General features: G+C 72.7%; 7 protein-coding genes and 1 riboswitch. Of the genes, 4 read left to right on the forward strand and 3 right to left on the reverse strand.

What is annotated here, in order from left to right; all coding sequences use genetic code 11:
- Positions 1 to 138: 138 nt before the first annotated feature.
- From ACZ58X_RS26305 to metE, 4 genes are all read left to right on the forward strand, one after another.
- On the forward strand, positions 139 to 309 hold the full coding sequence (locus ACZ58X_RS26305; protein ID WP_470336059.1) for a hydrophobic protein: 171 nt from the start codon (positions 139 to 141) through the stop codon (positions 307 to 309).
- A 250-nt stretch (positions 310 to 559) separates the two neighbouring features.
- Entirely contained in the window at positions 560 to 4,015 is a 3,456-nt protein-coding gene (locus ACZ58X_RS26310; RefSeq protein WP_470336060.1) for a HAMP domain-containing protein, read from the forward strand.
- A 42-nt stretch (positions 4,016 to 4,057) separates the two neighbouring features.
- The gene (locus ACZ58X_RS26315; RefSeq protein ID WP_470336061.1) at positions 4,058 to 6,598 is read left to right on the forward strand and encodes a SpoIIE family protein phosphatase; all 2,541 of its coding nucleotides are present in this window, start codon (positions 4,058 to 4,060) and stop codon (positions 6,596 to 6,598) included.
- 107 nt (positions 6,599 to 6,705) lie between these two features.
- Positions 6,706 to 6,910, forward strand: a riboswitch (cobalamin riboswitch).
- 173 nt (positions 6,911 to 7,083) lie between these two features.
- Positions 7,084 to 9,399: a 5-methyltetrahydropteroyltriglutamate--homocysteine S-methyltransferase gene (gene metE / locus ACZ58X_RS26320; RefSeq protein ID WP_470336062.1), complete on the forward strand. Its 2,316-nt coding sequence runs from the start codon at positions 7,084 to 7,086 to the stop codon at positions 9,397 to 9,399.
- Positions 9,400 to 9,454: 55 nt separating this feature from the next.
- Here metE and ACZ58X_RS26325 read toward each other — a convergent pair whose 3' ends face one another.
- Genes ACZ58X_RS26325 through ACZ58X_RS26335 form a run of 3 tightly spaced genes read right to left on the reverse strand, consistent with a single transcriptional unit; the run spans position 9,455 to position 12,731 of the window.
- On the reverse strand, positions 9,455 to 10,156 hold the full coding sequence (locus tag ACZ58X_RS26325; RefSeq protein WP_470336063.1) for a hypothetical protein: 702 nt from the start codon (positions 10,154 to 10,156) through the stop codon (positions 9,455 to 9,457).
- Positions 10,157 to 10,176: 20 nt separating this feature from the next.
- Positions 10,177 to 10,536 (reverse strand): hypothetical protein, encoded by a 360-nt coding sequence (locus tag ACZ58X_RS26330; RefSeq protein ID WP_470336064.1) that lies wholly within the window; start codon positions 10,534 to 10,536, stop codon positions 10,177 to 10,179.
- A complete protein-coding gene (locus tag ACZ58X_RS26335; protein ID WP_470336065.1) occupies positions 10,533 to 12,731 on the reverse strand; it encodes a glycoside hydrolase domain-containing protein in 2,199 nt (732 codons plus the stop codon). The genes ACZ58X_RS26330 and ACZ58X_RS26335 overlap by 4 nt, the downstream gene beginning before the upstream one ends.
- Positions 12,732 to 13,158 lie beyond the last annotated feature (427 nt).

The following is a 13,158-nucleotide window of genomic DNA, read 5'->3' on the forward strand; positions in this document are numbered from 1 at the left end:
GCCGGGCGGACGCTGCTGCCCGCCGGGCATCGGGCGCTCTGGCCGAACTGCCCGGCGGCTGCGGTGCGAACCGGGGCATTCTTTCGCGATACGGGGGCAGAAGGCCGAGCACACAGCCCTGACCGAGGAGGTTGAACCATGCTCCCGCTGCTGCTGGTCCTGCTGCTCGCGCTGATCCTGTTCGGCGCCGGTTTCGCGCTCAAGGTGCTCTGGTGGGCAGCCGTCATCGTGCTGGTCGTCTGGTTGCTCGGTTTCGTCGCCCGGGGGACCTCGTCGACCGGCGGGCGGGGCCGTTGGTACCGCTGGTAACCGCCCACGGAGCGGCCGGCAGCGGTCGGCCGCTCCGCGCCGTGGGGCCGTCCGACCGGGCGGCCCCACGGTCGTGTCCGGTGGCCTTCCCGGGCCTGGTGGCGGCCGTTTCCGGCGGAACGGCCACTGGGGTAGCCTCCGTTGGGGTGCCCACCGCACCCGCAGCGCGGATCGGCCCGTCCGTTCCGCCAGGCGGTGTTCACGACCGGATGTCGGGCTGAGGTCCCGCGTTCTACGGAGGCGACGTTCGATGGCTGTCCCGACCACGACCGACGGCCTCCGGCAGCGCCCTCCGGGCGAGCCGGAGACGGCATTGGTGAACGAGCCCGAACTGCGTCAGCTGCTGGCGGGGTTGACGGCCGTACGGGACGGCGACTTCAGCACGAAGCTGCCCGACGACGAGCACGGGTTGCTGGGCGAGATCGCCTCGGTGTTCAACGGGATGGTCGACCAGCTGTCGCACTTCACCTCGGAGGTGACCCGGGTCGCCCGGGAGGTCGGCACCGAGGGCCGGCTCGGCGGGCAGGCCAAGGTGCCGGGCGTGTCGGGCACCTGGGCGGACCTCACCGACTCGGTCAACGCGATGGCCGGCAACCTCACCTTTCAGGTGCGCGGGATCGCCCAGGTGACCACGGCGGTGGCCCGCGGCGACCTCACGCAGAAGATCGAGGTCGACGCCCGGGGCGAGATCCTGGAGTTGAAGAACACCGTCAACACGATGGTCGACCAGCTCTCGTCCTTCGCCGGGGAGGTGACCCGGGTCGCCCGGGAGGTCGGCACCGAGGGCCGGCTCGGCGGGCAGGCCAAGGTCGAGGGCGTCTCGGGGACGTGGCGGGACCTCACCGACTCGGTGAACTCCATGGCGGGCAATCTCACCGGCCAGGTCCGGGCGATCGCCCAGGTGGCCACCGCGGTGGCCGAGGGCGACCTCTCACAGAAGATCACCGTCACCGCGCGCGGGGAGATCCTGGAGTTGAAGGAGACCATCAACACGATGGTCGACCAGCTCTCCTCCTTCGCCGACGAGGTGACCAGGGTCGCCCGGGAGGTCGGCACCGAGGGCCGGCTCGGCGGGCAGGCCAAGGTCGAGGGCGTCTCCGGCACCTGGAAGCGGCTCACCGAGAACGTCAATGAGCTGGCCGGCAACCTCACCCGTCAGGTCCGGGCGATCGCCGAGGTCACCAGCGCCGTCGCGGCCGGCGACCTGACCCGCTCGATCACCGTGGACGCCTCCGGCGAGGTCGCCGACCTCAAGGACAACATCAACTTCATGGTCGAGTCGCTGCGCGAGACGACCCGCGCCAACGAGGAACAGGACTGGTTGAAGACCAACCTCGCCCGGTTCTCCGCGCTGATGCAGGGCCGGCGCGATCTGGGCGTCGTCGCCGAGTCCGTGATGGACGAACTCGCCCCGCTGGTCGGCGCCCAGTGCGGTGCCTTCTACCTCGCCGAGGACGGCGGCGGGGGGACGGTGCTCCAACTGGTCGGCTCCTACGCGTTCCCCGACGGCGAGCGGCCCACCCGCTTCCGGCTGGGCGAGTCCTTCGTCGGCCAGGCGGCACGCAGCCGGCGGACCATCGCGGTGGGTGCCCTGCCGCCCGGCTACCTGGCCGCCTCCTCCGGCCTCGGCCGCACCGAGTCGCTGTCGCTCATCGTGCTGCCGATCCTGGTCGAGGGGCAGGTCCTCGGCGTCATCGAGCTGGCCTCCGTACAGCCGTTCACCCAGGTCCACCGGGACTTCCTGGACCAGCTGATGGAGACCATCGGCGTCAACGTGAACACCATCATCGCCAACGCCCGGACGGACGAGCTGCTCGGCGAGTCCCAGCGGCTCACCGCCGAACTCCAGGCACGGTCCGCCGAGTTGCAGGCCCGGCAGGAGGAACTCCAGTTCTCCAACGCGGAACTGGAGGACAAGGCGGAGCTGCTGGCCGCCCAGAACCGGGACATCGAGACCAAGAACCTGGAGATCGAGCAGGCCCGCCAGGAGCTGGAGGAGCGTGCCCACCAGCTGTCCCTCGCCTCGAAGTACAAGTCCGAGTTCCTCGCCAACATGAGCCACGAACTGCGGACCCCGCTCAACAGCCTGCTGATCCTGGCCCAGTTGCTGGCGCAGAACCCCACCCGCAACCTGAGCGCCAAGCAGGTCGAGTACGCCGGCATCATCCACTCGGCCGGCTCCGACCTGCTCCAGCTGATCAACGACATCCTCGACCTGTCCAAGGTCGAGGCCGGGAAGATGGACCTCAGCATCGACGCGGTACCGCTGCAGACCTTGCTGGACTACGTCGAGGCCACCTTCCGCCCGATGACCGGGCAGAAGAACCTCGACTTCGCGGTCCGCACCGCCAGCGGGGTCCCCGGCGAACTGCGCACCGACGACTACCGCTTGCGGCAGGTGCTGCGCAACCTGCTCTCCAACGCCGTCAAGTTCACCGAGCACGGCCGGGTCGAGCTGCGGATCGAGCCCGCCACCGCGGCCGAACTCCCCGACGGCGTACGGCGCGGCGTGCCGGTGCTCGCCTTCCGGGTCACCGACTCCGGCATCGGCATCGCGCCCCAGCACCTGGAGACCGTGTTCGGGGCCTTCCAGCAGGCCGACGGCACCACCAGCCGCAAGTACGGCGGCACCGGCCTCGGACTGTCCATCAGCCGGGAGATCGCCTACCTGCTCGGCGGCGCGATCACCGTCGAGAGCAGCCTGGGCCGGGGCAGCGTCTTCACCCTCTACCTGCCGGTGGTCCATGCGGAGGTGGCCGCCGCCGAGGCCCCGACAGCGGCCGGGGCGCTGAACGGCGGCGGCTCACGGCCCGCCGCGGACCAGGCCCACGAACCGGCCGACCAGTCGTCCGCCGGCCGGCCGCGTCGGCTCCTGGTGGTCGAGGGGCGTCCCAACGGCCTGCTGACCCTGGTGGCGGAGAACGCCGTCGCCGACCTCGCCCGCTACTCCGCCGGGCACCGGGAGGTCGAGATCATCACCGCCGTCGGCGCCCACGAAGCCGCCACCGCGCTGGCCACCGCGCCCTGCCACTGCGTGGTCCTGGAACTGGACCTGCCGGACGGCACGGCCGCGACCCTGCTGTCCGAGATGGAGGGCGACCCGGCGCTGCAGACCGTGCCGGTGCTGGCGCACAACAACCGGAGCGCCGCCGTCCCGCACCCGGACGCGGTCACCCGCCCCGGCGGGCGACCGCTGGAACTGCTCGCCAGCCTCGACGAACTGCGCGAGCGGATCGCCCTCCACATGAGCGCCGACCAGCCCGGCGGCGCGCTCCCGTCGGTCCGCGACGCCGAGCGGGTCCAGGCCTGGAGCCCCGGCGCCGGGCCGGCCCTCGCCGGGCGCACCGCGCTGGTGGTCGACGACGACGACCGGAACCTGTACGCGATCACCAGCATCCTGGAACTGCACGGGATGCGGGTCCTCCAGGCCGAGAACGGGCGCGCCGCCCTGGAGTCGCTGACCGCCCACCCCGGCATCGACGTCATCCTGATGGACGTGATGATGCCCGAGATGGACGGGTACACGGCCACTGCGGCGATCCGCGCCATGCCCGAGCACGAGGGGCTGCCGATCATCGCCGTGACCGCCAAGGCGATGCTCGGAGACCGGGAGAAGAGCCTGGCCGCAGGGGCGAGCGACTACATCACCAAGCCGGTGGACGCGGACGAAGTGATCAACCGGATCACTCACCACCTCACCCGGTAGCCGCCGTCCGGAGCCACCGTCCACGACCAGGAGCCCACCACCGTGCAGCACCCACCGGAGCAGCCCGCAGCCGATCGCGCCCGGGCGGCAGACCCGGCCACCGTCCTGCCCAGGGTCGGCACCCAGCGAACCCCGGCCGGCCCGCAGCCGTCCGGCGACCCGTTCCCGGCAGGCGAGGTGTTCCGGTCGGACGGGCGGGAACCGACGGCCGGCCGGGAAGCCCCGGTCGGCCCGGAACCGGACCCTACGGCGACCGCGATGGGCCGGCTCGCCAGCACGGTGGAGTGGCTGCGCCGGGAACTCGACCAGGCCCAGGCCGACTCGGCGGGTCGCGCCGTGGTCGAGCTGGCCGTCGGCGTCCTGGTGGAACGGCTGCGCTGCGGCCCCACCGAGGCCGCCCGCCAGCTGGAGGGCCTCGCCGAGCAGGCCGGGGTGACCACCCTGGCGCTGGCCGCCGACCTGGTCAACCAGGTCGCGGCGGACCGGATCTCCGCACTCGCCCGCGAGTTCGTCGCCGGTACGGCCGTCCGGAGCACGGACCCGGTCGCCCGCCGGCTGCGCAGCATCGAGGCGGACACCCTCGTGGGAGGCGACGCCGAAAGCGCGGCCCGCTCCATGCTGGAGCACGCCCTGCGGCCGCTCGGCGTGGCCGCGGTGGCCGTCTGGGCCGCCCATCCCGACCTCTCGCTCTCCCTCGCGGGCAGCGCCGGGTTCCAGCCGGAGGAGGCCCGCCGCTGGCGCCACGTACCCCCGGGCGTGCCCACCCCGGCCCGCCGGGCGCTGGACGAACGCGGCACCGTCGCCTACCCCGTGCTCGCCGATGCCTCGCTCCCCTCGATCGGCCAGCACGACGTCCGCGGCGGTCGGCTGGCCGTTCCGGCCGGGGTCGGCGGCCGGCTGATCGGGGTGCTGGAGCTCTGCTGGAGCGAGGAGCTGCCCGCGCGCTCCCAGCCCCTGCAACGGCAGTTCGAGGCGCTCGCCGAGGTGGCGGCCGCCACCCTGGAGTCCTGGGACGGCCGGGAGTTCTCCACCACCGATCCCGCGGACGCCCAGTTCGACGAACTGCGGCAGCTGGCCGACGGACTGTTCGACCCCTGCCTGGTCCTGCGGCTGGCCCCGGACCACGACGAGCTCCCGCCCCGATTCGTGATCCGGCACGTCAATCCGTCCTTCGTGGACTTTGCCGGCCGGCCGACCGTGGCGATCGTGGGCCGCCGACTGCTGGAGGCCTACCCGCTGGCGGCCGAACCGGGCGGCCTGGCCGAGATGGTCGAGCACGTCTTCGCCACCGGCGAGCCCTTCCGCACCCAGGACATGCGGCTCGCCGCCCTGGTCGACGGGGTGCCGCTGACCGCCCGGGCCCAGGTCGGCATCAGCCGGCACGGCACCCACCTGGTGGTCGTCTGGCGGCTCGACGACGGTACCCCGCGGGTCGCCCGGCTGCTCCAGCACGCCCAGCGCCTCGGCCGCATCGGCGGTTTCGAGGAGAACCTGGTGACCCGTCGGATCGACTGGAACGAGACCCTGTTCGGGTTGCACGGGCTGGCGCCGACCGACCAGCCGATCTCCCTCGACCAGCTGGCCGAGCACGCCCACCCGGACGACCGGCACACCATCGGCCGCTTCCTGCGGACGCTGCTGCACCACCGGCGGCCCGCCTCCACCGCCTTCCGCCTCCAGCGCGCCGACGGGGTCACCCGGCACATCCGGGTGGTGGCGGAACCGGTGCACGACCCCGACAGCGGACTGCGTGTCGTCCGCGGCGCCTACCAGGACATCTCCGCCCAGCACTGGACCGAGGTCGCCCTGGCCGCCACCCGCGACCAGCTCGCCCAGAGCGAGCAGCAGGCCGCCGAGCGCAGCCGCCTCGCCCTCCAGCTCCAGCACGCCATCATGCCGCCCGCCCGGGGGCCGTTGGACCTGCACGACCTGCACGTGGCCGTGCGCTACCGCCCGGCCGAGAAGGACCACCTGGTCGGCGGCGACTGGTACGACGCCCTGGTGCTGCCCACCGGCGACGTCCTGATCTGCGTCGGCGACGTGGCCGGCCACGGCATCGAGGCCGCCACCGGCATGGTCGCCCTGCGCAACGCCCTGCGCGGCCTCGCCGCCACCGGTGCCGGACCGGGCCAACTGCTCAACTGGCTGAACAGTGTCACCCACCACCTCACCGACAACGTGACCGCCACCGCCGTCTGCGGGCTCTACGAACCCGCCACCCGCCGGCTGCGCTGGGCCCGGGCGGGCCACCCGCCGCCGGTCCTGCTGCGCGGGGGCCGGGCGCGGACCCTTCCGCAGCTCGGTGGGATCCTGCTCGGCGCCGTCGACCAGGCGGACTACCAGGAGGAGGAGATCGCGCTCCGGCCCGGGGACACCCTGGTGATGTACACCGACGGGCTGATCGAGCGCCGCGACGAGTCCCTCGAGGCTTCGCTGGGCCATCTGACGACCCTCTCCGAGCGGGCCCACCGACTGGCCGCCGAGGGCGGGGACGGCCTCGAAGGGCACCTGGACCACCTGCTGCAGTACAGCGGCGCCGACACCGACGACGACACCTGCCTGGTCGGGGTGACAGTCCGGTGATCCGGGCCGTCACCCCGGTCGGAGGCTGACGCCGTCTCACCATGCGGACGGTTGCGCGGTTCTCCGGCCGGAGACCGGCGGGTTGGCCGTAGGGTGGCCGGTGCAGCTGGTTCGCCCCGTCCGCCAGGCGGGGTGTCGCAAGAGGGAACCCGGTGACGCCTTTCAACTGGCCAGTCCGGGACTGCCCCGCAGCGGTGAGTGGGAACGACCGCCGTCATACGCACTGGGCCCGGACCGGGTCTGGGAAGCGACGGCCAGTAGGTGCCGGTCCTCGACGAGGACGGGCGGGCCCGCGAGTCCGAAGACCTGCCACTGCCCGGGCGCGACCGTTCGCGCGCGGCCATCCGGTGACCTCGAGGGCGGGTCGGCGACCACACCCGGCGGAGCCGTACCCGTGTACGGGGGCCCGTCCGGTCCGTCGTCCCTTCGCGTCCTCACCCCCGTCGCCGGGCACTTGAGGAATCAGACTCGCGAAGGAGAGTCCCTTGACCACGAAGTCCGCAGCCGCGGCAGCCCTCGCCACCGCCCACGGCTACCCCCGCCAGGGCCGGGGCCGGGAGTTGAAGAAGGCGATCGAGGGCTACTGGAAGGGCGCCGTCACCGCGGAGGCGCTGCTGGCCACCGCCGCCGACCTGCGCCGGGGGAACTGGCAGCAACTCGCCGACTCCGGCATCGAGGAGGTCCCGACCGGCGACTTCTCGCTCTACGACCACGTGCTGGACACCACCGTGGCGGTCGGCGCGATCCCGCCGCGGCACCGGGAGGCGGTCGACGCCGACCCGCTGGACGGCTACTTCGCCATGGCGCGCGGCAACCAGGACGTCGCCCCGCTGGAGATGACCAAGTGGTTCGACACCAACTACCACTACCTCGTCCCGGAGTTGGGGCCGGACACCGCCTTCGCCGCGAACCCGGCCAAGGCCGTCGCCGAGCTCGCGGAGGCCCTCGCACTGGGCCATGACGCCCGTCCGGTGCTGGTCGGGCCGGTCACCTACCTGCTGCTCGCCAAGCCGGCGCCCGGGGTGGCCCCCGACTTCCAGCCGATCACCCTGCTGGACCGGCTGCTGCCCGTCTACGCGGAGCTGCTCGCGGCACTCCGGGCCGCGGGCGCGGAGTGGGTGCAGCTGGACGAGCCCGCGCTGGTCCAGGACCGGACCCCGGCCGAGCTGAACGCCGCCGCCCGGGCCTACCGCGAGCTGGGCACGCTGACCGGGCGGCCGAAGCTGCTGGTGGCGAGCTTCTTCGACCGCCTCGGCGACGCCCTGGCGGTGCTGGCCAAGGCCCCGGTGGAAGGCCTGGCGCTGGACTTCACCGGGCCGGCCGCCGCCAACCTGGCGGACCTCGCCGCCGTCGGCGGGCTGCCCGGCAAGCGCCTGGTCGCCGGGGTGATCGACGGGCGCAACATCTGGATCAACGACCTGGGCGCCGCACTGGCCACCCTGGCCACCCTGCTCGGGCTCGCCGACCGGGTCGACGTCGCGCCGTCCTGCTCGCTGCTGCACGTGCCGATCGATGCCACCCTCGAACGCGACATCGACCCGCAGATCGTCCGCTGGCTGGCCTTCGCCAAGCAGAAGGCCACCGAGGCCGCCCTGCTGGCCCGCGCCCTGCGCGAGGGCACCGGCGCGATCACCGCCGAACTCGCCGCCAACCGCGCCGACCTGGCCTCCCGCGCAACCTCGCCGATCACCCGTGACCCGGTCGTCCGCGCCCGCACCGCGGCCGTCACCCCGGGCGACGCCCGGCGCGCCCAGCCCTACCCCGTACGGGCCGAGGCCCAGCGCGCCCGGCTCGCGCTGCCGCTGCTGCCGACCACCACCATCGGCTCCTTCCCGCAGACCACCGAACTGCGCGTCGCCCGCGCCGACCTGACCGCCGGGCGGATCGACGCCGCCGCGTACCGGGAGCGGATGGCGGCCGAGGTCCGCGAGGTCATCGCCTACCAGGAGAAGGCCGGGCTGGACGTCCTGGTGCACGGCGAGCCCGAGCGCAACGACATGGTCCAGTACTTCGCCGAGCAGCTCACCGGCTACCTGGCCACCCGGCACGGCTGGGTGCAGTCCTACGGCACCCGCTACGTCCGGCCGCCGGTCCTGGCCGGGGACATCTCCCGCCCGCACCCGATGACCGTCGACTGGTTCCGCTACGCCCAGGACCTGACCGACCGTCCGGTCAAGGGCATGCTGACCGGCCCGGTCACCATGCTCGCCTGGTCCTTCGTCCGCGACGACCAGCCGCTCGCCGAGACCGCCCGGCAGGTCGCCCTCGCCCTGCGCGACGAGGTCGCCGACCTGGAGGCCGCCGGCGCCGCCGTCGTCCAGGTCGACGAACCGGCCCTGCGCGAGACCCTGCCGCTGCGCGCCGCCGGCCGCCCGGCCTACCTGGACTGGGCCACCGAGGCCTTCCGGCTGGCCACCTCGGGCGTGCGCGCCGACACCCAGGTGCACACCCACATGTGCTACGCCGAGTTCGGCGCGATCATGACCGCGATCGACGAACTCGACGCCGACGTCATCTCCCTGGAGGCCGCCCGCTCGCACATGGAGGTCGCCGGGGAGCTGGCCGCCGCCGGGTACCCGCGCGAGGTCGGCCCGGGCGTCTGGGACATCCACTCCCCGCGGGTGCCGAGCACGGAGGAGGCCGTCGAGCTGCTCCGGGCCGGTCTCGCGGCGATCCCGGCCGAGCGGCTCTGGGTCAACCCGGACTGCGGCCTCAAGACCCGCGGCTGGCCCGAGACCCGTGCCTCGCTGGACAGCCTGGTCGGCGCCGCCCGCCGCCTGCGGGCCGAACTCGACGGCTGATCACGAGGGTTCGGGGGCGGGCCCGGCATCGCTGCCGGGCCCGCCCCGGGCGGGGTCAGGCCGCGCGCTGGGTGCGGGCCAGGGCGGTCGCCTCGGTGCGGCGGTCCGGGGAGGTGACGTCCACCGGGGTACCGGCGCCCGCGCCGGGGCGTTCGGCCCAGCCGCGCAGGCGGTCGGCGAGGCGGTTCACCCGGCGGTCCTGGGGGCCGAGGGCGAGGTAGAACAGCGACTCGTCCACCTCGTCGTCGTCGCCGCCCCAGCGGACGACGCCCTGGCAGTCGGCGAGGATGTCCCGCAGCACCAGCTCCTGGTGGGGGAAGAGCCCGCCCTTGGCCGAGGCGCCGGGGCGGATGCGTACGGCGGTGCCGGAGGCGAGGTTGGACTCCGGGAGTGCGGTGCGCAGGCCGCCGATCTCCTGCCAGCCGAGCAGGTCGCCGCTGGGGAGTTCCTCCACCTCGTAGTGGAAGCGCCGGATCAGGTGGACGAGGATCTCCTCGACGTCGCCGATCCGGAGGTCGACCGAGAGTCCGGTGCCGGCCACCTGGCGGGTCCAGACGGTGGAGACGTGGTTGGCCTCCTGCTCGATCGTCCAGCCGTTGGCGCTGGTGGGGAGCTTCCGTTCGGGGAGCTCGGGGGCGGGCGGGGTGCTGCCCGGGGCGGCCGTGGCCGTGCCCGGGAGCAGGGCGGCCGTGGCGACGGCCGCTCCGAGGACGGCGGTGCCCCGGACGACGGTCCGCCGGGTGACTGCGGTCTGCACGTCTTCCAACTCTCTTTCTCCTAAAGGACGATGATGAGCACGAAGGTGGGCACCAGGGTCAGCAGGACGCTGGTGGGCCAGTACACCGTGCGGCGGCCGTGCGGGGCGGTGCGGCGCCGCACGGCGCGGTTGGCGAGCCACCACAGGACGGCGGAGCCGAGCACCAGGGGGCCGGGCAGCAGCAGCCAGGGCAGGACGCCGTCGTTCTCGGTCGGCTCGCGGCTGGTCCAACCGAGGGCGGCGAGCGGCCAGTTGGCGGCGAAGTAGTAGAGCAGCCAGACCGGGACGACGCCGGGCACCCCCAGCAGGAGGTTCACGACGGCGGCGGCGGGGGAGTAGTCCCGGGGCCGTTCGGCGCCCGCCGGGGTTCGGGAGCTCACTTGGTGCGGGAGAGCAGGTTGTAGCCCTCCAGTACGTTGTACAGGCCGATCAGCTCGCGGCCGTACTGCTGGGCGTCCTCGCCGAGGCCGTTGTACCGGGCCAGCAGGGCCTGGGTGTCGGCTGGGCCGGTGGTCAGGTCGGGGCGGGCGATCTTGAGCTGGTGGGCGTTGTAGACCGTGAGGTAGGCGACCGAGCGGATGTTGTAGGCCGGGTCCTGGAGCTGGTCCCAGACCTCCCGCAGGTTGGGCTCGGCCAGCGGGGAGCCGTTGATCAGGCCTTCCTTGAGGCAGTAGTTGCGGGCGGCGATGGCGACCCGGGCGAAGATCTGGCCCCAGCCGGTGCTGCAGTCCTCCAGTATCCCGTTGCGGACGCCGGCGTCGGAGACCGCGTCGAGCGGGTTCAGCTTGCGCAGCTCCCACAGGACGGGGGCCTGGATCAGGGCCTTGCGCAGCTTCAACTCGCGGGCCAGCGCGGTGAACAGCCAGTCCGCGCTGAGCACCAGGTCGTACGCCTTGGTGGTGGAGACCCCGCCGAGGGTGACCCAGTCGGAGTCCGTCCAGCCGGAGCCGCCGGTCTCCGGGACACCGATCGAGGTGAGGTACTTCTGGACGTCGCGCAGCATCGGGTCGCGGTAGGAGGTCTTGTCCAGGTCCACGTCGAGCCCGGCGATGCTGGGGAGGCCCGGGTCGAAGTCGCCCTGGCCGGTGTCGCGGCCGGAGGCGATGTTGTTGTCGATCTCGATGGCGCCCGCGCCCGACCCGACGGTGATGGTGGCGATCTGGTCGAAGGCCCAGTTGGTCGGCATCGGGTAGCCGAGGTTGCCGGAGAAGCCGCTGGACATGTCGGAGACGAAACTGGTCTCCGCGTAGCCCGCGTCCGCGACCCGCTGGCAGACGTTGCGCGGACCGTAGATCCCCACCCGGTACGGGGAGTTCTCGCTGATCGTGTGGTGGACGCCGCGGAAGTGCGGGACGATCTTGGCGGTGACCTCGCCGTCCATCGCGTCGTAGTCGACGGCGAAGTAGATGGTGGTGCCGGGCTTGAAGCCGTGGAAGCGTGCCCACTCGACCGCGCGGAAGGCGTCGTTGTTGCCCTGCTCGTAGCCGAAGTAGTCCGCCGACCGGCTCCAGGTCTGGTAGATCGGGAAGCAGCGCAGGCCGTACTGCTTGATGGTGGCCAGTTCGCCGGGCTGGATCTGCTTCTCCGGCAGGCTGGTGGTCGAGGCGTTGGAGAGGTACCGGCCGATGTACTGGTAGCCGGCGTCCTTGAGCGCCTGGGCGCGGGCCGGGGTGATCTTGGTGACGCCGTCGCAGGCGGAGCCCCGGCGGGTCTGGTCGCCGTAGGAGACCAGCAGCGAGGCCCAGGTCTGGAAGTCGCCCGTACCGGTGACCGGCAGCTTCACGAAGGACTGGAAGGCCTCGACACCGCTCTTCACCGCGGCGGTGAAGTCGCCGAGCGGGACGTCCCGCTTGTTGAGGATCATCGCCGCCGTGAACAGTGTCGGCCAGGTGCCGGTGGCGCCGAGCGCGAGGGTACGGCCCTTCAAGCCCGCCTGGGTGCCGGGGCCGAAGGCGCCGTTCGCGGTGCCGTCGGCCATGCCCAGCTCGTACTGGATCGCCAGCAGCATGGACTTGGCGACGTCCCGGGAGTGGTGCCCGTCGCAGGGGATGACGAAGAAGTCCTTGCGGTTGACGTACCGGCCGTTCAGCCACCGCTGGATGGCCCGGACGCCGTCCGTACCGCCGTTGACGGTGACGTAGGCGTCCATGGTGAGCAGGGCCTTGACCACCTTGGGTTCGAGGGCGCTGCCCGGGAACACCGACTCCAGGCCCATGTGGGTCTTGAGCCTGCTGACCGCCGCCTTCACCCGGTCGTTGTACTGGCCGTTGATCTCGCCGCCGTCGTAGCCCTTGCAGTACAGGGCGGCCTGGAGGATCCGGCAGAAGTTCGCGGACGGGACGGTCGATTCGTCGAGCTTCGGGTACTTGCCCTGGAGCGTCGAGAGGGTGGTCGGGCCGAAGGAGTTCGACAGCGCGGTGATGCCCATCTCGTACTGGAGCGCGCGGGTCAGCGCGTACATGGTCGGCCAGCCGGTCCGGCCGTCCTCCTCCAGCTTGGACATGCCGAGCGTGGCACCGCTGTTGTAGGTCGTGTTGATGAACTTCTGAGCCAGACGAACCATCTCGTCAGCCATGAGCTGTCTCCCGTGTTCCGGTGGAGCGCCGCCACCCCTCTCCGGGGCACGGGGGGAGACCGCGGGGCGGCCGGACGTGAGCAGGGCGGCACCCCCGCCACCGTGGCGGTCCGGTGGAACGAGGCCGGCGGTGATGCCCCCTGGCAACGGCCGCGGTCCCCCCGTTGCGGCACGGGGAGGAACTTTACCAGGGCTTTTGGGAGACTTGACCTGCGGTTTGGTTGGGTTCGGTGATTCCCGGTGCCGCCCTCGGGGCCGGTGATTCCGGGTCAGGATGTCCGGCGGGGCGGGGCGGGGCGGGGCGGGGCGGGGCGGGGCGGGACGGGGACGGGGGGGGAGGGGACCGGGCTGGGTCCGTCCCCTTACCCTTGGTTCACGCTCCCCCCCCCCCCCCCCGCCACCTACTCCCCGCCCAAACACAAACACA

The sequence above is a fragment of the Kitasatospora sp. NPDC040550 genome (assembly GCF_055594965.1).